At 42.5% G+C, this 18676-nt stretch carries 19 protein-coding genes; 12 read left to right on the forward strand and 7 right to left on the reverse strand.

All coding sequences use genetic code 11. The annotated features are described in order from the left end of the window. Positions 1-27: 27 nt before the first annotated feature. The 5 genes from ELZ11_RS09720 to ELZ11_RS09740 form a co-directional block, all read right to left on the reverse strand. Positions 28-693: a PilZ domain-containing protein gene (locus ELZ11_RS09720; RefSeq protein WP_137357209.1), complete on the reverse strand. Its 666-nt coding sequence runs from the start codon at positions 691-693 to the stop codon at positions 28-30. Positions 694-815: 122 nt separating this feature from the next. Next, positions 816-2360 (reverse strand): glycerol-3-phosphate dehydrogenase, encoded by a 1545-nt coding sequence (glpD, locus tag ELZ11_RS09725; protein ID WP_137357210.1) that lies wholly within the window; start codon positions 2358-2360, stop codon positions 816-818. Positions 2361-2631: 271 nt separating this feature from the next. Further along, positions 2632-4413: a choice-of-anchor I family protein gene (locus ELZ11_RS09730; protein ID WP_137357211.1), complete on the reverse strand. Its 1782-nt coding sequence runs from the start codon at positions 4411-4413 to the stop codon at positions 2632-2634. A gap of 85 nt (positions 4414-4498) precedes the next feature. Beyond that, entirely contained in the window at positions 4499-4930 is a 432-nt protein-coding gene (locus ELZ11_RS09735; protein ID WP_137357212.1) for an acyl-CoA thioesterase, read from the reverse strand. 70 nt (positions 4931-5000) lie between these two features. Further along, a complete protein-coding gene (locus tag ELZ11_RS09740) occupies positions 5001-5981 on the reverse strand; it encodes a sensor domain-containing diguanylate cyclase (RefSeq protein ID WP_137357213.1) in 981 nt (326 codons plus the stop codon). Positions 5982-6142: 161 nt separating this feature from the next. Between ELZ11_RS09740 and ELZ11_RS09745 the strand changes: the two genes are divergently transcribed. Next, on the forward strand, positions 6143-6490 hold the full coding sequence (locus ELZ11_RS09745; protein WP_137357214.1) for a HopJ type III effector protein: 348 nt from the start codon (positions 6143-6145) through the stop codon (positions 6488-6490). Positions 6491-6730: 240 nt separating this feature from the next. After that, complete coding sequence (locus ELZ11_RS09750; RefSeq protein ID WP_137357215.1) at positions 6731-7270, forward strand: outer membrane beta-barrel protein; 540 nt, start codon at positions 6731-6733, stop codon at positions 7268-7270. Positions 7271-7293: 23 nt separating this feature from the next. On the opposite strand, the gene ELZ11_RS09755 is transcribed toward ELZ11_RS09750, so the two are convergent. Next, entirely contained in the window at positions 7294-7602 is a 309-nt protein-coding gene (locus tag ELZ11_RS09755; protein WP_137357216.1) for a DUF1289 domain-containing protein, read from the reverse strand. A 213-nt stretch (positions 7603-7815) separates the two neighbouring features. Here ELZ11_RS09755 and yegD point away from each other — a divergent pair, with 213 nt between their 5' ends. From yegD to ELZ11_RS09805, 10 genes are all read left to right on the forward strand, one after another. Next, entirely contained in the window at positions 7816-9168 is a 1353-nt protein-coding gene (gene yegD / locus ELZ11_RS09760) for a molecular chaperone (protein ID WP_137357217.1), read from the forward strand. A 187-nt stretch (positions 9169-9355) separates the two neighbouring features. Then, complete coding sequence (locus ELZ11_RS09765) at positions 9356-10030, forward strand: DUF3313 domain-containing protein (RefSeq protein ID WP_137357218.1); 675 nt, start codon at positions 9356-9358, stop codon at positions 10028-10030. A gap of 9 nt (positions 10031-10039) precedes the next feature. Further along, entirely contained in the window at positions 10040-10255 is a 216-nt protein-coding gene (locus tag ELZ11_RS09770) for a DUF3820 family protein (RefSeq protein WP_137357219.1), read from the forward strand. Between the two features lie 41 nt (positions 10256-10296). Then, the gene (locus tag ELZ11_RS09775; protein ID WP_137357220.1) at positions 10297-10539 is read left to right on the forward strand and encodes a hypothetical protein; all 243 of its coding nucleotides are present in this window, start codon (positions 10297-10299) and stop codon (positions 10537-10539) included. A gap of 289 nt (positions 10540-10828) precedes the next feature. Continuing rightward, positions 10829-13156, forward strand: a complete 2328-nt coding sequence (locus ELZ11_RS09780) for a LysM peptidoglycan-binding domain-containing protein (RefSeq protein WP_137357221.1) — start codon at positions 10829-10831, stop codon at positions 13154-13156. Next, on the forward strand, positions 13153-13542 hold the full coding sequence (locus ELZ11_RS09785) for a hypothetical protein (protein WP_137357222.1): 390 nt from the start codon (positions 13153-13155) through the stop codon (positions 13540-13542). The genes ELZ11_RS09780 and ELZ11_RS09785 overlap by 4 nt, the downstream gene beginning before the upstream one ends. A gap of 666 nt (positions 13543-14208) precedes the next feature. Beyond that, positions 14209-15822 (forward strand): endonuclease, encoded by a 1614-nt coding sequence (locus ELZ11_RS09790; protein ID WP_137357223.1) that lies wholly within the window; start codon positions 14209-14211, stop codon positions 15820-15822. 235 nt (positions 15823-16057) lie between these two features. Beyond that, entirely contained in the window at positions 16058-16606 is a 549-nt protein-coding gene (locus tag ELZ11_RS09795) for a hypothetical protein (protein ID WP_137357224.1), read from the forward strand. Positions 16607-16645: 39 nt separating this feature from the next. Continuing rightward, entirely contained in the window at positions 16646-17296 is a 651-nt protein-coding gene (locus ELZ11_RS09800; protein WP_137357225.1) for a glutathione S-transferase family protein, read from the forward strand. Between the two features lie 12 nt (positions 17297-17308). Beyond that, positions 17309-18199, forward strand: coding sequence for a DMT family transporter (locus ELZ11_RS09805; RefSeq protein WP_244291647.1), 891 nt, complete (start codon positions 17309-17311; stop codon positions 18197-18199). Between the two features lie 43 nt (positions 18200-18242). On the opposite strand, the gene ELZ11_RS09810 is transcribed toward ELZ11_RS09805, so the two are convergent. Next, positions 18243-18488 (reverse strand): hypothetical protein, encoded by a 246-nt coding sequence (locus ELZ11_RS09810; protein WP_137357226.1) that lies wholly within the window; start codon positions 18486-18488, stop codon positions 18243-18245. Positions 18489-18676: the final 188 nt, after the last annotated feature.

The following is an 18676-nucleotide window of genomic DNA, read 5'->3' on the forward strand; positions in this document are numbered from 1 at the left end:
TTGCAGCTCGCGCCTAGTTGGTTCTTATTACAATGTTCCAGCTAGGAAAGCTTGCTCTAACACTTCGCGTTTTAAGTCTTGGCTCATATCGATGCTGTTTTCATAGCGTATACCCACCAACCAGCCACCAGGCTTCTTAATTACGCGTACGACCTTATAGCTAATGTCCTTTGGAAGGAATTCATTCAACTTGGTTGAGATTTCAATGTTAGATTTTGAATTCAGGTCAGGATCTTCAGACAGCAAAATACCGCATCCAGAGATCGAAAAATCTACAAGTTTGCCTTCGTAAGTGACTGATTGAGAGACGAGTTGACACTCAAGATCGATCTTATACCTTTCATGCTCTCTAACGGGCTTAGTCGCAATGTTAACGGGAGGACGCAGGAACAGCATTCGAGCAGGTTTAGAGATGAGGCAAATGGTACTGGTTTTGAACGCAATAATATGCCCAAGCTCAGTGTCGGTGATTGCTCGTATAATGATATCAACGTTATCGAGCTTTCTAAGTACTAGGCTTTCGACTACATGTTTAGATAGATCAAGGACGAGATAACCCTCATGCTTAACACCAACATAAGTTGCCGAAATAGATACGGAATCATTTGGTCCGAAATTTAAAGCAGCGGATACTCTTGAACCAGGCTTTAAGTGGTTGATTAGTTGTTTGTTTTTTTCTGACTGCTGACTCATGTACTGCGAAAGGATATTTAATTGGAATGAAGTTCAATATACCTTCGACATGGTTTGTTGTCAGTTATTTATGATGAGTAATATGACACTACGCACTGTGTAGTGTCATATTTTGCAGCAGATTACTGATTAGCAGCGTGTGCTACTTGCGGGTAACCCTTTAGTGAGTTGAAGCAAGTTTCAATTTGAGCTTGGTCTGAAGCATTTAATAATAGGCCAAGCTTGGTACGGCGCCACAGAAGATCTTCGATGGTTACGACAAACTCATGCTCAATTAAGTAGCGGATTTCTTGCTCATAGCATTCGCCAAACTTCTCACCTAAATCTTGTTCAGATGACACACCAGACAATAGAGTTTGAGTACGGCTGCCGTAAGTCTTCAACCAGCGACGTAAGATTTCACCTTCAATGTAAGGGTGTTGCTGTTTCAACGCATCGAACAACGTTTGATAATCGTATTGCTCGCCGCCCGGTAAAGGAGCCTCTGCGGTCCAAGGCGACTGCATGTTCGATAGAAATGGATTCAGCTGTTTCATGGCTGATTCTGCAAGCTTACGATAAGTCGTTAACTTCCCGCCAAAGATTGAAAGTAGTGGCGCATCGCTGCCTTCTTGTTCTAGTGACAATGTATAATCACGCGTGATCGCTTGTGGCGAATCTGATTCATCGTCACATAGAGGTCGAACACCAGCGAAAGTCGATACCACATCGTCTTTGCTAAGTTGTTTAACGAAATGCTTGTTGACCACATCCAATAGATATTCGGTTTCTTTTTCGCTGATAGAGACTTTACGAGGATCGCCTTTGTATTCCACATCGGTAGTACCAATGATTGAAAACTTATCTAAATATGGAATAACGAACACGATTCGTTGATCTTCGTTTTGAAGGATGTACGCCTGCTCTTCGTCATGAAGTTTCGGAACAATAATGTGCGATCCTTGAATCAAACGGATTCCATAAGGCGACTTGCCTTTTAGTTTATCGTCAATGAAAGCTTTTACCCATGGGCCTGTTGCATTCACTAGAGCGCGGCATTGCCTTTCAACTCGAGTATTCGTTTGAGTATCTAGCAAAGTTACTTTCCAGATAGAGCCTTCGCGGACAGCGGACTCAACTTTGCAGTAGTTCCTAACTTCTGCACCTTTTTCTTTAGCTTGCATAGCATTCAATACAACCAATCGTGCATCGTCTACCCAGCAATCTGAGTACTCAAAACCGATCTTCATATCAGGTTTGGTGACGGTTCCTGCGTTTAGGTCGATCCTTTTACTGCCAGGTAGGGAAGTGCGTTTACCAAGGTTGTCGTATAAGAAGAGTCCAGCGCGGATCATCCAAGCAGGGCGTAGGAATGGGCGATGAGGCAAACGAAAACGCATTGGTTTAGCGATATGTGGCGCTTTGCCAAGCAACACTTCGCGCTCTGCTAAAGCTTCACCAACTAATCGGAATTCGTAGTGCTCTAAGTAGCGTAATCCACCGTGAATAAGTTTAGAGCTGGCTGAAGACGTTGCACTAGCAAAATCCTGTGAATCGTATAAGCCAACAGAAAGACCGCGTCCTGCTGCATCCGCTGCGATACCTGCACCATTAATCCCGCCACCAACGACAATAAGGTCGAGTATTTTGTTGTTTTCATTTTCGGTTAAGGGGCTCTGATTGCTCATTTGGTTGTTCCTTTGTTTTCGTTCGCTCATTTTGAGTTGAATATATACGAACTTTAGCTATTGGTGTTAGCTTTTTGTTGCTTTATTTGATTTTGATCTGTTTTTTCTGTTCGAAAGGTAGCTATATCAACATATAAGCGAGCATATCCTTTCGTTTGTTAGTGTTAATTGTAGAAGACGCTGGCTGAAAGTATAAAAAAAGCGAGCAAACCAGATAACTAGTTTGCTCGCTATTGTTCTATTTACTCGTTGTTGCTTTAAAGGCGGATACTTACAGGTTAATACGGTACACCGTGGTGGTTCCGCTTACTTCATTGCCAACAGCCAGTAAGTGTTGTTGATTACGCTGAAAGTATTTGATGGACTCTGGGCCCAGATCACCAGCTTTCGCATTGTACTCGCCGTTGGCACATTCACCATCTTCCACCTGAGTGCAGACATCTTGATCGTAGAAGCGGTTGTTGGTGTAGTTGACGAATAATGCTTGCGCCGGGTTAGTAATATCATAAGTCATGATACCGCCCTGTCGCTCTAATCCAATGAAAGCGTAGTGGCGTCCATTGATCGAAGCTACTTCAATAGCTTCAGGTTCTATGCCTTTGTCGTCGCTTCTGTCGTCTCCGCTCTGATTGCTGTCATTGGTGCTGTTGAAGTGTTCGGCTTGTGATAGCTGTGCAATATTGGCGAACTCGTCACCACTGTCATACACGCGTGTGCCGTTTTCATCCCATATAGAGAATGAACGGGAGCCAAACGCTTGAATAGTATCTGACGATGCCAGTGGCGTTTTGTCATCCACGACTTTTAGTCGACCAAGTTGGGACTTGTCTTTCAGGGCATTCGCAAGTGGGTGGGTGGCTTCAACTTGCAGTCCTTTCCCGCGAGTTTCGTCTGTGTGGGCAATACAGAAATCGACTTTGGAATTGTAGTCCGATGTTCCAGTGTAATCGTCACCGTCCCAAGCAAAGCTTTTTGCGTCACATTGGCTTTGGGTCGTTTCGATACCATATTCTCTGCCGTCACCCTCATTCGCTGTAACTATGTAGGTGTTGCCATTAACTGTGTAGCTCGCGATGCTGTCAGGCATATATAGACCTTCGAGCTTTGAGTAGGATTTGAACTTTCCTAAGGCCTTATCTTTATTTGATGCATCGAGTTGAGTGCTTTGCCAAGATTTACCGCCCAAGCCAAAGATTTCGTCTATCGAAGCAGACTCGACATCTATCGCCGCGATAGCATTGTTCTCTTGGAGTGAGACATACAGCTTGCCGTTCTCAGCAAATGTCAGATATTCGGGTTCCAAATCTTGAGCTACTGAAGCGTTTGGTCCTGAGATACGAACATTATCAGAAAGCTCTGGGTGTCTTTCTGATCCTTCGTTAAACGCTTCGAACCCAATCTGTGTGACTTTAGCGGTGAGAGGGTTTTCGCCTAGATCGACTAGTGTGATGCTACCTACCGGATCATTGGAATAGTCCGCATTGGGTTCACCTTCGTTTGCACTCGCGATGTAGCGTCCATCCTTAGAAAAACTCACCATATCTGGCAGGGAACCAGCAGCATATGTAGTCACAAGCTCTAATGTATCTGAGCGAAATAAGCCAATAATACCTGGCTGTTGCTTATCTTTGTTTTCAATCGCGACAGCGACTAGGCCTTGGTAAGTCGAGACACTGTTAGCGGCACCTATCTGGATATTGGCATGTTTACCAGCGGCTTGTAGATCAATAGTACCCGAGTGGTTTGGTTTAGATTGCTCGTCGAGTTCGAGAACATCCACTTTTTTGGCCTGAGCATTCACTACGTAGAGTTTGTCTGTGCATGAATCGTAACTCACGATTTCTGCAGCGGAGGTACCGAACTTTGCGTCAGCAATCGATGTACCTAATACCGTTAGGCTGCTAATAGAAGTCTCGCCCGCTTCGATATTACTTGTCGGTTGACATTGCACAGGGCTCAATAGTGATGACTCGGATGTGTTAGGCGATGTACAGCCAGCCAGTAATACGGCGCTTAGACTAATGGTGAGTAGTGATTTTGCAGGTAAAGACATAATTCCTCCTTGGATATTAGGAGAAAGAAACTAAAGAGGAATTATGACAAAGAGGTTTAACTTCTATGAATTAAATAAGGCGAGCTTATTTCGTGGAAGACATCTCTTGAATTGCTGCGTTAAGACGAATTGAAAGCAGTGCTTTTTGGTTTGAAGCGAAATCAAACATGACAATAGTCGCACTACCTGTAGTGGTGATCTGATTTTGTTTTTTGCTCACGATGGCGTACTCCATAGTGAACCTGTCTTCTTGAACATCGGTCACTTTAGAGCCAACTAGCAAGGTATCTGGATAAGTGACAGGCAAACGGTACTTACAGTAGGTGTCACCAAGTACTGGGCCAACTTTAGTAATGGCCATTTCTTCCATCAGTTCAACACGCTTGAAAAAATCGAGGCGGGCGGTTTCAAAGTAACGGAAATAGACGGCATTATTGACGTGGTTTAGTGCGTCCATTTCTCCCCAAGCAACAGGGATTTCTGTGATGACAGGGTAATCAGATAGTAGCGCTTCCATGCTTATTCTCTTGTTATTGTTGGAATAAAAACTCTACCCTGATTTTAACAATATCGCAACAATCTAAGCGTTACTCTGCTTTCGCTCTTTTGGTTTGTTTGTGTTGGTACATTTTTTTATCTGCTTCTTGCATCAATTCATCAAAAGAGAGTGGGCTATAACAATCAATAATACTTGTGCCATAGCTAACCGAAGTCAGTTCAAGTTGCACGTGCCCCTTCGTTGCAGCGTGATATTTATCTTCAATTCTTCCAGCCATTAATGTGAGCTCTCGCCGCGATCCTAAAAGCGATACAACGATAAATTCATCTCCTCCCATTCGCGCAATGATGTCGCTTTCTCTGCAATTTTCTTTGAGGATGTTTGCCAATGTCACTATGCATAGATCCCCCGCGGGGTGTCCAAAGGTATCGTTAACCACTTTCATGTTGTCGATATCGAGGTACACCACACCGATGGCATGTTGATATCGACGAGCGTCTTTGAATTTTTGTTCGCCTAATACTCGAAGGCCTCGACGGTTATTGACCCCAGTTAACTCGTCGCAAATGGCAAGGCTTTTGATCGTTTCGTAATCACTGAGCATTTGCAGATCTGCAGTGATTAATTGGCATAGTTGATAGAGAACAGACTGAAGGGTTTGATTGTAATGAGTTGCTTTCGTATCAATCACGCAGATGGTGCCAAAAATCTTTCCATTCGGCCAATAAATAGGAAGGCCGCAATAGGATCGAACAGGGCCGTCTTGTACTGCTGGTGCGTCTTTCCATAAGTCATCATCTTTGGCATTATGGACGTAGAGTTTCTCTTGGGACTCGGCGATTTTTCGACAGAAGCTATGCATTTCCCAAGGCCAAGAATCACCGCTTTTGAGAAAGTTGTCTTCATTGAGGCTTGCCACTACGACATTGAATTCGTTCTGCCTGAATTGGACGATGGTTCCGCAAGCAGAATTGTATAGTTCCGAAATGATATCCACGGTTTGCTGCCATTTAGCCAAATCAATTGAGTCTGGTTTGGCGCTGAGCAAACAAGTTTGTTCATCAAACATAGGGTTCTCCATCTAGGAAGCTATATAAATAGTATATACCCTTGTAAATACGTTGGAGTCGCTTGAAGCCGATATTTCAAGTGGTCTAGCAAATAAAATTATTTTATTTAGTAAGTGTTTGAAATGAAAAAGAACACTTGTGAAAAACAGGAGAAGTAAAAATGGATTTAAATGCATTTCTGATTGCATTAAAGAGTAAACCTGAAGCTGTAGAGTTTGAAGAGACCATGGCAGTGATAGATGGTCACTATGATTTTGAACCAACCGCGTTCAAAAATGGCGATACCGAAAACGAAGCAGGCCAGAACAACGGCTCTTGCAAAATCTTTGCATTTGGGCAATTAAATGATCTTACTGTAGAACAGACATTAGCGTGCTTTGGTAAGTTCTACCGTGTAGACGTTTTAGAGTTTCCAGAGAATACTGATCATCAGAATATTCGTAACTTTATTCAAAATGGTTGGTCTGGTATTCTGTTTTCACAACCTGCATTGGCATTGAAAGGTTAGCCCCAAATAAACAATTAAGGTGCGATATAGGTTATCGGGCCTTAATTTAGTTAAAACTCTTCTTACTAATTTCACATACACCCCGCGTCGACCCCCTCTTTGTGTATCTCGTTTCATCTTTATTGCTGATGATTAATAACGGATTCTTTCATTTTACTTAAGTAACAAATTGAATATTTGGCAGCTGAGTAGACACCTACTAGTCTTAATATGGACTAAGTTTGGTTAGTGGTGGTTAATATGAAAAGGATGGCGTTGGCTGCGGCAATATTAGCAACAACATTTAGTGTGGCAGCTTTGGCTCAAGAAGAGCGAAAAGAGAAGCACCCTAAAATGTTCTATTTAGGTGCAAGCTTAAGTATGGCGAACTTTGGCGACTCTCAGTATCAAGGTGACGATAAGCCTGATAGTACATTGTTGGGTGGCATTGTTGGCTTTCAGCCACTAAATTTTCTGGCGATTGAAGGCCGTGAATACGTACGTGTTTCCGATCGAGATGAACGAATAAAATGGTACGCGTCGGTCGTTTCGAAATGGCTTATTCCGATTGATTATCACTTCAATATTTTCGGTACAGCTGGCTATGCAGGTGTGAAAAAAGACATGGTCGGGGACGACGATGTTGTGTGGGCTCCGACATTTGGCGGTGGCTTACGCTTCAGAAACAACACTCCATTAATGCTGGATCTTGAAGCTGAATACTTACATGAAGATTCAGTCGCACCTGCGGGTGATGATGGTGTTATTTCCTTTAACATCAACGTTTATTACGCATTCTAAACATGAGCTAGTCTAAGTTGCCATTATAAAATTGGCAGCTTAGATAAGCAGTGTCTGCACATACAAGTTCCCGTTTGGGCGACTTGGCTCGTATCGCGCTTTTCTAACTCAAAACACCAGCAAGTTTCTTTCCCTGCACTAATATCGCATTGAGCCGGTTTATCGCATTGAGGGCATGTGTGCGTTGATGACGCTTCACCAAGTCGATTCATAATATCTTGACGCTCTGACTCATCTAAATCTTTCCAACCGACAATTTCGTTCATGGTTCGATAACAGCCACTACAAATTCCGCCGTTGTTCTTACATGCGGCGACACAAGGAGTCTTCATATTGATAATTCCAACGATTGATGAGCGGAGCAAGTTAACATTATTTGTTGGCAAAGTGTATATGGGAGCCTATATCTCGAATCGATGTTTACCTGTCTTAATAGGCAAAGCCGCGCTTAGTCGGCGCATTGTCTTTTATTTCACAATGTTGTCTCGTATTTGGTTGCGTAATCATGTAGCATTTCGCCCCTTTTGTTGAAGTTGAGGGTTATTATGTTTATAGGTTTTGATTATGGCACGGCGAATTGCTCAGTTGCCGCGATGTCTGATGGACAACCTCAATTACTTCCTGTTGAAGGAAGCAGCCATTACATTCCTTCGACTATCTGCGCTCCGACCCGTGAGAGCGTTTCCGAATATTTGTTTCGTCACTTAGACATTAAACCGAGCGACACAATTGGTGAGCAAGTGTTGCGTAGGGCGGTTGCTGCGAATCGAGAAGAGAGCATAGATTTAGTTGCCGAAGATATGGCTTTTGGTCAGGCAGCGTTAGATTTGTATTTAGAAGATCCGCGAGACGTATACTACGTAAAATCTCCAAAATCATTCTTGGGTGCCAGTGGTTTACATGACGTACAGATCAGCTTCTTTGAGGATCTAGTATGCGCCATGATGGCTAATATCAAGTCTCAAGCTGAGCACACCACCCAAAAAGTGATTTCTGAAGCTGTGATCGGTCGTCCAATCAACTTCCATGGACGTGGTGGTGAAGAGGCGAACCGACAAGCAGAGCGTATTCTGTCGCGAGCAGCCAAACGAGCAGGTTTCAACAATATTGAGTTCCAATTTGAGCCAGTAGCGGCAGGGTTAGAGTTTGAAAGCACCTTGCAAGCCGATCAAACAGTACTGGTTGTCGATATCGGTGGTGGTACGACAGACTGTTCATTACTGGATATGGGGCCGACGTGGGCTAATCGAAACGATAGAACACAAAGCCTGTTGGCGCATAGCGGCCAACGAGTAGGTGGTAACGATTTAGATATCTACTTAGCGTTCAAACAGCTAATGAATCCATTTGGAATGGGGAGTAAAAGTGCTGGTGGCATTGAAATGCCATTGACTCAGTTTTGGAATCCTATTGCCATTAATAACGTAGAAGCTCAGCGTGATTTTTATTCTCGTGAAAACTTACGATCATTGAAGTTGCTACGTAAGGAAGCTCAACAGCCTGAGAAACTAGACAGACTTCTTAAGGTGTACCAAGAAACGTTGGGATACAGCATAGTAAGACGTGCAGAGGAAGCCAAAATAGCATTGGCTGATGTCGCTCAATATAAAGCGGCAATGAATATTGCGTCTGAGCTAGTAGAAGTCGATATTAGCGTTGAGCAAATGGTGGAAGCAATTGAAACGCCGAAAGCCAAAATGGTCGAGTTAGTAAAAGAAGCGATTCAGCAAGGTGAGAAAAAGCCTGATGTTATCTTCATGACAGGCGGCTCGGCACGCTCGCCAATTCTTCGCCAAGCAGTAGAGCAAGCTGTACCGAATACTCAGATTGTGAGTGGGAATTACTTTGGCTCCGTTACCGCAGGGCTAGCCCGTTGGGCCGACGTGTGTTTTAGCTAGCTTGCTTTAGATGCCCAAAATTTTCGATTTATCAAAACTCATCCATTTAGGGTGAGTTTTTTTGTTTTAAGTTAGATCAATGCTAACCACTCTGCGCTCAATGTTTTATTCATAACTCATAATTCACAATAATTTCATTTACGGTTCGATATTCTATTTGTAGATGATTTAGAGCAGATAAAAGAATATGAATAGTGTGAAATTAGGGTTTGTTGTTAGCGTAGTGTTGTTATTGGTGGGGTGCGTAAGTGGTCCACGCCATCATGCGACTAAGTTTACCACTTATGAGGATTTTCAAGCTGGGCCAGTAGGGGGTGTTGATTTAGTGTGGGCGAGAATTGGCTTAAGAGATCCTGTCCGTCTACATAATAAGCTCATGAAATATGACTCAGTGGTTATCGACCAAATTTTTGTCGTCGCGGATGAAGACACTATTAACGAAGAGCAAATCGAAGAGCTGACAACCTATATGGTGCAGCAACTCACAGAGAAGATATCTCCACATAAACCGGTAGTAGACACGCCATCAGAACACTCATTACGTCTTAGTATTGCACTAAGCAATGTTGAAACACCTAATCCGATTTTGGCTGTCACGAGTAGTGTTTTGCCTTATGGTTTAGCGATTTCGACTATTTCTATGATCGCGACGGGTGAGCACACCAATGTAGGCAGTGCCACCATTGAATTGCTGGTGAGTGATGCATCGACTGGGCAGCCTTTGTTTGCGGCGATTGATCGTGAAGCGGGCAATAAAGACTTTTCCACTATGATTGATTCTCTAGATGATCCAAAAGACGCGATAAATTTTTGGGTTGATCGTTTAGGTGTTACCCTACAGGGATGGAAACAACCTGACTAAAAAGCAAGAATGTTAGAAAAAGAAAACTTAGTTAAATTGGCCCGCATGCAAATGCCTTTCGGTAAATATGCTGGAAGAGTATTGATCGATTTACCTGAAGAGTACTTATTGTGGTTCGATAAGAAGGGGCTCCCGAGCGGTGAGCTAGGCGATTTATTAAAGCTATGTTTAGCGCTAAAAATAGAAGGTTTAGACAGAGTCGTGAAGCCTTTAAAGCGAATATAACTTGTCGATGAAACTCTCCACTTTTAATTAAAAGACGTACTATGAATTTAGATATCAATGCACTGAAACACCACCAACTAGTAGAAGATGGTCAACTTGAAGGGTGCTACATCCATCAGCCAGCTCAGGGTAGCCAGCAAGACGACAAAGCGGTCATGGCAGAACGCCAAGCGTTAGAAAAATTGGGGTATCAGGTTATACAGGTTAAAGCTAAAGGCGGTTCAACGACGTTTGCTGAGGCAATGCAAAAGCTAGCGAAGAAGACGGGCCATCAGTTTAAATAATCAGTGACTGCAACCGACTATATCCCCTTAACTTTCTTAACAATACTATGTGTTTTCATAAAGAAGAGTCAGACCGTAAGGCTGACTCTTTTTTTCCCCATTGCAAGCTAGACCTTTTACTCATTTACACTCTGTTAATGTGTTTCTACCATATAAAAAGTTATCCGAACTTAGATTGTGATTGTATACGTATCAAATCAATTTTAGTTATTTCGCATAAGTAAACCAGCACAAGCACGGTCACTATTTAGCTATAATTGACCGATATTTACCTGCATTGGTCGAGTTGATGAGATATCAAAGTAAACCCGTAGATTCAATGCCACTGATGGCACCTGAAGATACATTTGAAGAGAAAACACAAACCACCCCCCCTAATCATCCTACATCAACGAATGATCCTCAAGAAGCTACCTTGGAATACAACGTGGCGTTAGCTTGTTCACTCGATGAAGTAAAAGCATTCAGTATTGATTCGTTTGTTATAGCTGAAACTGAAAAAGAAAAGAGCACTCTCAGCTCTTGGGTTAAATCAAGAGGCTCAGATGACATCAGCACCATCTTGAGTACGCCGATATTGGTTAATGAGCCTAAAACTCTGCTCTATCAGTTTGCAGGCTCTAAGAAAACAGCATTGAGCTATGACAACGTCCTTCCTGTCAAAAAAGGCAGTGCCGTTTATCGCGATGTCTTTATTCCGGTTAAGCCTTCAGTTCAAGTTGGTGAGCGTTTAGGTTGGCCTACCGAGGGGTATTTCTACCACTTTATTGATGATGTACTTAGCCATGAGTACAAAATCGCGGGCAATAACAAGTGGGGCTTCAATGTCACTGAGTCCACGAAAGAGGGGCTGAGCGATGAAATCATCGTTTCCAAACCACAATCTACGATTTTACTGCCCTATAAAATCGACAATCAGGTGATTGCAAGGCAACACCTTTTGTATAGAAAAGAGAAACTCTCACAAGACCTACTTTTAGATGACATTACGGGGGAGTGGCTCGATGAATACGCTTGTCCTCTTGATATGGATGTGGTGTTCTCCACTCGAACGGCATCGATTGTAGAAAAAGAGAAAGAGCAGGATGGTAAAGTCATTTACATCATTAAGAGTGGGGATAATCTGTCCAAAGTCGCGCGCAGACAGGGAATAACACTCGATGAATTATTGAGTTTAAACCCTAGGTTCAAGGACTCTCCAGACAGAGTGAATGTCGGTGACGAAATCATCATTGAAGTGACCGAATCTTATTCAGTTGAGCCTGAGTATCATACCTGTCAACGTGATATTAAGACGAACCAACGTGAAACATGGAGTAGTATTGCAGCTTTATATAATCTCTCGGCTAAGTCCCTATTGGTAATGAATCCGGATTATGAAGCAGACCCTTCTTCGTTATCTCTTGGTGACAAGCTTCAAGTGACATTATCTAAAGAATCGAGTGGTCCATCTTCTATACGTTCACCTTTGCCTGCAGAAGACGTGACAACATTAAAAACAGCGTTTGCTCATTCCAATATTCAGTGTGCCGTAAGCAGTAAAACCCACTGTCATGTGCAGCCAGTGGTTGATAGTGGAGACGGTGATCAAAACACACCTGTAATTAAAGTTAAGCAACTCATTCTGCGTTCAGAGCCGTTGTCAACATCTGATAAATTGGAGTTATTGGCTTCTGGTGATGGAGAAGCCCTTAGTAAGGGAAGTAAAGGAGGTGAGGTCAAAGCCATTCAAGAGGTATTGATCGACTTAGGTTTCGATTTAGGGGCTGACGGTGATTTTGGCCGCGTGATAGAAGGTGCAGTTAAACAGTTTCAAGCCCACTATATGCCAACACATACGATACATAAAAGCTACCAATTTGGTGATGTGGATGGGATTGTCGGCAAAAATACCATTATTGCTTTAGATGAGGCTGTTAAAGAAGGTTGGAAGTTTGTTGATGATGAGATGGACGAAAAGTGGCTAACAGTTCCCAAGGGAAAATTTACCTTTGACAGCGAAGGCGATGATAACCCATTATCTCCCTATTTTTCGAGACAAGCCCATGTTCCTAATAATAGTGGCGTGGTGGTCGGTCGATCTGGTATTACAATTGGCCGAGGTTTAGATATGGGTAATCCACCAACGGGTGCAACAGGACAATCCCCTTCAGCATTGAACTTAAAAGAGCTATTCCAAAAATCTGGATTGATGCCAGAGCTTTCAAACTGGTTACTAAACGTCGAAGGTATACAAAAAGAAGCAGCCCTTGAATCGTTGAATAATTCAGGGTTGGACAACAAAACGCTCACCCTAACCCGTAAACAACAACACCTAATGTTTAACCAAGTTTATGCTTATATGGAAGATAAGACCCGAATTTTGTTAACAAAACCTGATGTGAGAGAAAAATTTGGGGTAGTTGATTGGGACAACTTATCTCTCAATGTAAGGAATGTTTTAGTCGATTTAACTTATCGAGGAGACAATAGTCCTAGTACTAGAGAAGTATTTGTTCCTGCGTTAGTTAATTATAATGCCCAAACGTTTAAGGCAGTTATGTCGAATGTTAAAGCGTGGAGGAGATATGATATTCCACGTGGTAGGTTTATTGCGAGAAAGGAACATTTAGAATGAAATTTGAACGTATTTTAACGGTATGTTTGGTGTGGGTATCAGCTTATACAAGTGCTTCTGAATATAGATTATATGCTTCGGATTATTCAGTTAGAACGAAGAAAGAAAACTTTGCTGCCTATGTTTTGAAAGGTAATCCATGTATCACTGTATATGAATTTAAAACAGGGAAGTCAGTCCAATATTGTGACTTGGGAAATAAAGAGAAAAAAGCAGGCTCTGTCCATGGCGATATATCATTAACCCACTTACAGCGAGACTATCCTACTGTTTATGTCACGGATTTAAGTCTGTGGAGTGGTGACGTTACATTTACAGTAGCTACTCCTTGGTCTGATCTATCATGTACCATCGATGTTCAAACACAGGTAGTGAGTTGTGAGTAGCCAGAGTTAGCTATTTTACTCAAATTAGCTACCTCACTTTTATCTCAGACCTTGGTAGATTTTACATTTAACCATAACCACGTTTTTTATGGTCCTAAAATAAAAGTGGTTTTTCATCTAAGCAGTCAGAAAAGGGCTGCTTTAATCAATTCATTTAGATCTAGAAATAAGCAATGATAAACCGCTTGCCATGCTATTATCGGTTGTAATAAAGAAAATCCTGTGCGAGTTTGTGAAAATGCTCGGGGTCATGTCTTTTATTTTGCCCTAGCTAAATTTATTCGAACGTCCGACATTCATCAGAAATCGTAACTTGGAATGTCCAAAGGTGAGTTATAACAATGAGAGGCATGGCCGATCTTCTAAAGTTATGTTTAGCGCAAAAATCGATGGGCTAGACAGTGTCGTGAAATCATTAAGACGGATGTAATTATTCCCTCATAGTCCACATTATTGTATTTGAAGCCCACGTATCTACGTGGGCTTTTTTTGGGGGGCTTTGGCATAGGCAATCGGTTTTAGTGTGTCCAAGAAATACTGGTTTAATGTCACATATATAAATAAATGTCGGTTTCCATACATTTATAAATGAGATCTATATCTCTCTTAACATTTTGATTACTTTCTATGCTTAGTTGATTTTTATCCAATTAAACAGAAGGTTATATGATAAATAGAATAATAACACTAAGTGGTATAGCGCTATTGTGCTCTGTGAATGCGCAGGCACAAGTCCAAAATGGATCTTTTGAAACTTGGACAGGAAATACACCGGATGGATGGAGTGTAATCGACTCTGGTATTTCAGTTTCGTCAGTTTCAACCCCAGTTGATGAAGGTCAACTGGCTGCGCAAATAGTGGTTAATACCGGAACGCAAAGTAGTACCGATTTTTTGCAAAGCGTCTCGGTAGAGCAGGGTAAAACATATGAGTTTTCGGTACGTGTTTACCATACTGAAGGTAATGTTAAAGCCCGCTTGTATGTAGATGGTTATCAAGATTACTCAAATAATGGCGTAACGAATCAGTGGCAAGATCTAAGCTATTCGTATAATGCGGCCTCAACGAAATCTATCCAAGTAGGCCTACGATTCTACGACACAACAGGGTTTGATGGCTCTGAAACCGTATATATCGATAACTTCCAACCTACAGACACGATACCTGTTGAGGGCTGTAGTGATACCAGCGCGACACTGACTCTAGTTACTGATGAATACGCATCGGAAACGGCTTGGGCATTGAAGAATTCAAGTAATCAGGCTGTGTATTCAGGTGATAGTTACCAAAACAACACCACCAATAATGTAGAGATGTGCTTGGCTGATGGTGAATATACCTTCGAAATTACAGACTCTTATGGTGACGGGATCTGTTGTGGCAACGGTAACGGCTCATACAGCTTATCTGTGAACAGTGTAGTTGTGGCGTCTGGCGGCGAATTCCAATCTAGTCAAAGTACCGCTTTTACCGTTGGTGGAACAACGACTCCGACGGAGCCACCAGTATTAGGTGATTACTATAAGGATGCAGAAGGTAAAACTGGTTTTGCATTAAAAACAGCACTGCATCAAATTATTGATGGGCATAATAACCAAGGTTATAGCGCTATTTGGACACTGGTTAAAGATGCAGATCTAGATGCATACTACGAGACAGATGGTTCGATTCTAGATATGTATTCAGAGAACCCTGCGGGTTCTGATGCGATTCAATTTGTTAAAGTGACTGACCAATGTGGTAATTACAGTAAAGAAGGCGATTGTTACAACCGCGAACACTCTTTCCCGAAGAGTTGGTTTGGTGGCAAAATCGAGCCAATGAATTCAGACGGCCATCATTTATTTGCAACGGATGGTTACGTGAACTCAAAGCGTAGTAACTGGCCTTTTGGTGAAGTAGCAACTGCGACTTATACATCTAGTAACGGTTCAAAAGTAGGGGAAGCAGCAACGAGCTTAGGCTATTCGGGCACAGTGTTCGAGCCGATTGATGAGTTCAAAGGCGATTTTGCCCGTGCTTACTTCTATATGGCGACTCGCTACGAGAGTGAGATTGCAAACTGGGAAGGGAATTCGACTAGCTCTGACGCTGTTTTAGATGGCACTAACACCACGGTATTTGAACCATGGTTGCTTAGCATGCTGAAACGCTGGCATTCACAAGATCCTGTTAGTCAGAAGGAGCTGGACCGAAACCAAGCAGTCCAAGACTTCCAAGGAAACCGAAACCCGTTTATCGATCATCCTGAGTTTGTTTCCCAAATCTGGGGAAACTAGGCTTCGATATAGCCTTGATAATATTTGAATAAAAACAATAGCCTAACCGTTTGATTAGGCTATTTTATCGATCAATTTCTGACGGCACCTCTCTCTAAAGCGTCCTAAAGCATCGCTTAGTAAATGCACGTATTTGCGACGATCAATGCAATTCCATTCCTGTTTATCTGTTTTCTATCCTTAGATTAGTGTCAACGATTTATAGTTGATCACTTTGAACTACAGGGACAAGGGTATGAAACGAGTAAAAGGACTGATGCTATTGGTGCCGTTGTTGCTAACAGCATGTGAAGATAAAAATGAGGTGTATAGCAGCCCTCCTCAAGACATCGTTGCAAAAGTTGAGGCGTACCTACCTTTAGTCGAACAATACATTCATGATAATCAGAAGATTGCATTGGAGCTTGGCGAGCCTTTAAGTGACAAGCAACTTCAGATGGCCAGCCGAATTGGGCTTACATATCCAGATAAGGTTCGTATTCATTATGTCGAACGTCTCCCTCGCCCCGAGAATGAATCTTTATTATTTCAATTTCAGAGACTAGGAATGGATTCACCACACTTTGCTGGTATTACTTATGGTCATGGGATTTGGATCAAGAACCAGTACAGAGGGGATAAGCTTTTGCTCGCACATGAGCTTATTCATGTACGCCAGGTGGAAGAACAAGGGCTAACGGAACAGACAAGAAGCTATTTGTTACAGCTCATGATTTTTGGCTACAAGGAAGCACCCGATGAAGTAGAAGCGTATACTCTAGCTCCACAGTACCTAGAAAAATAAGTACGAGCTACATGTTTCTTAACCAAGGAAGGGATCGCCTTGTATCAACTTTACTATTACCCGAATAACGCCAGTCTAGCGCCACACTTTTTATTGCACTATATGCAGTTAGACTATGAACTGTTGTTGGTCGACAAAAAGTCGAATGCTCAGAAATCAGCAGATTATCTAAAACTGAACCCCGCTGGGCGCATTCCTACGCTAGTGGATCAAGGGAGGCCGTTATTTGAAAGTTCAGCGATTTGTATTCATTTGTGTGAGTCCCACCCTGAATATGAATTGATTCCTGAACTTGGTGATAGGGATAGACCGACTTTCTTTCAATGGTTAGCCTACTTAAACAACACTTTACAAGCGGAGCTCATGGTTCGCTATTATCCTCATCGCCATACTAAAGACGGTAGTACAATTCCGAGTGTTATTGAAGCGCAAGATGATCGTATTGCCGAAGCACTTTCGGTCATTAATGATCAACTGGCAACAAATCATTATTTGCTTGGCGACCAACTCACTGCCTGCGATTTCTTTTTGTTTATGTTAGCGGAATGGTCGTTGCCGATTACGCGATCGCCGCTGTCATTTCACCATTTAGCGGCTTATCTAAATCGGTTGAGCAGTCATCCAACGATAGAAGCCGTCTGCGAGATTGAATCAATCGATTTAACGCCTTTCAAAGCGTATGCACATTAAGTAATGACGAAAATGATAGGCACGCCTAACGCACTTTATGCCGCCAGTTGGATGATGGGAGCATTGGCGTCATTCTGTTTAATGGCCATTGGCGCGAGAGAGCTAAGCGGTTTAGTGGACACGTTCCAAATTCTGTTTTTTCGCAGTGTTATTGGGCTAGCTGTGATCACTCTGGTCATTATCTTTTCTGGAAAGCGAAATCTCATCACTACTCAACGTCTTGGCTTGCATACTTTCCGCAATGTATTTCACCTCGGCGGTCAATATGGCTGGATAGTTGGAATAGGAATATTGCCGTTGGCAGAAGTGTTCGCCATTGAGTTTACTGTCCCGGTTTGGACGGCCCTTATTGCTTGTGTCTTTCTTAAAGAGTCAATCACTCTAAAGAAAGTACTCTCAATAACGCTTGGGTTAATAGGCGTTATTGTAATCGTGAAACCGGGCATAGAAATCGTAGATGTGGCCTCACTTACCGTATTAGTGGCGGCTATTTGTTATGCGATTGCTCACACCTGTACTAAAGCGCTATCGGTCACTGAAGATCCTCTGACGATTTTGTTTCAGATGTGTTTGATTCAACTCCCGATTGCTTTTGCCTTGGCGTTAGGCAATTGGGCAATACCAAACGGTATTGAGTGGCTTTGGGTCAGTATTATCGGTGTTTCTTCCCTGACAGCGCATTACTGTATGGCTAAGGCAATGCAAAATGCAGAGGTCACACTGGTGGTAACGTTGGACTTTTTACGCTTACCTGTTATCGCGATTATTGGAGTGGTGTTTTACGCTGAAGGGTTTGAAATGAGTTTGCTTATAGGTGGGGCGATTATGTTATTAGGCAATTTGGTCAACATGTATCGCCCAAATAACCGAATTCAACTTTTGAACAATAATAAAGCCCGCTAACGAGCGGGCTTTTGACTATTTATGGCTTAGAGCCGTTTCGATTTTAGTGACGCTTAGGCCCGTTTCGAACAAGGTCTTTGCCCGTTTCGAATACTTCTTGGGTTACCCAACGAGCTAACAGTAATTTGTTGCTGCCGTCAAAAACCGCGACGAAGTGGCGTCCATCCGAGTTGTTTGTCGCCATACCAATACCTTCAACACCCTGTAGGCCGAATCCGCCATTTTCTACAGAAATTAGGAATTGTTCTAAGTCTTCTAGGTTATCAATTACGTCGTTTTCGTTGTTCATGTATTCAATACTCTTTGGTTTTACTTGTTACGCAGCTACAGCATGTCTCTCTATTAAGAATAGAGCACCGGAGAAAATGGTGGGGACCATTTCATTGATTGACTGTAGCTAGATGGTATTTCTCGCATTTTGCCGTTGGTATGGCTCAAAATAACGCCCAAAGCGTAAGCAATACCAAGGGAGAATGC

Source organism: Vibrio profundi, from assembly GCF_005281835.1.
Taxonomy (GTDB): domain Bacteria; phylum Pseudomonadota; class Gammaproteobacteria; order Enterobacterales; family Vibrionaceae; genus Vibrio; species Vibrio profundi.

Excerpts from the sequence above, each read along its gene's own strand:
- ELZ11_RS09810 (WP_137357226.1), bottom strand. The coding sequence starts at position 18,488 with ATGAACAACGAAAACGACGTAATTGATAACCTAGAAGACTTAGAACAA.
- ELZ11_RS09765 (WP_137357218.1), top strand. The coding sequence starts at position 9,356 with ATGAATAGTGTGAAATTAGGGTTTGTTGTTAGCGTAGTGTTGTTATTG.
- ELZ11_RS09720 (WP_137357209.1), bottom strand. The coding sequence starts at position 693 with ATGAGTCAGCAGTCAGAAAAAAACAAACAACTAATCAACCACTTAAAG.
- ELZ11_RS09795 (WP_137357224.1), top strand. The coding sequence starts at position 16,058 with ATGAAACGAGTAAAAGGACTGATGCTATTGGTGCCGTTGTTGCTAACA.
- ELZ11_RS09785 (WP_137357222.1), top strand. The coding sequence starts at position 13,153 with ATGAAATTTGAACGTATTTTAACGGTATGTTTGGTGTGGGTATCAGCT.
- ELZ11_RS09740 (WP_137357213.1), bottom strand. The coding sequence starts at position 5,981 with ATGTTTGATGAACAAACTTGTTTGCTCAGCGCCAAACCAGACTCAATT.
- ELZ11_RS09780 (WP_137357221.1), top strand. The coding sequence starts at position 10,829 with ATGAGATATCAAAGTAAACCCGTAGATTCAATGCCACTGATGGCACCT.
- ELZ11_RS09770 (WP_137357219.1), top strand. The coding sequence starts at position 10,040 with ATGTTAGAAAAAGAAAACTTAGTTAAATTGGCCCGCATGCAAATGCCT.
- ELZ11_RS09735 (WP_137357212.1), bottom strand. The coding sequence starts at position 4,930 with ATGGAAGCGCTACTATCTGATTACCCTGTCATCACAGAAATCCCTGTT.
- ELZ11_RS09730 (WP_137357211.1), bottom strand. The coding sequence starts at position 4,413 with ATGTCTTTACCTGCAAAATCACTACTCACCATTAGTCTAAGCGCCGTA.
- ELZ11_RS09805 (WP_244291647.1), top strand. The coding sequence starts at position 17,309 with ATGATAGGCACGCCTAACGCACTTTATGCCGCCAGTTGGATGATGGGA.
- ELZ11_RS09790 (WP_137357223.1), top strand. The coding sequence starts at position 14,209 with ATGATAAATAGAATAATAACACTAAGTGGTATAGCGCTATTGTGCTCT.
- ELZ11_RS09750 (WP_137357215.1), top strand. The coding sequence starts at position 6,731 with ATGAAAAGGATGGCGTTGGCTGCGGCAATATTAGCAACAACATTTAGT.
- ELZ11_RS09745 (WP_137357214.1), top strand. The coding sequence starts at position 6,143 with ATGGATTTAAATGCATTTCTGATTGCATTAAAGAGTAAACCTGAAGCT.
- ELZ11_RS09755 (WP_137357216.1), bottom strand. The coding sequence starts at position 7,602 with ATGAAGACTCCTTGTGTCGCCGCATGTAAGAACAACGGCGGAATTTGT.
- glpD (WP_137357210.1), bottom strand. The coding sequence starts at position 2,360 with ATGAGCAATCAGAGCCCCTTAACCGAAAATGAAAACAACAAAATACTC.
- ELZ11_RS09775 (WP_137357220.1), top strand. The coding sequence starts at position 10,297 with ATGAATTTAGATATCAATGCACTGAAACACCACCAACTAGTAGAAGAT.
- yegD (WP_137357217.1), top strand. The coding sequence starts at position 7,816 with ATGTTTATAGGTTTTGATTATGGCACGGCGAATTGCTCAGTTGCCGCG.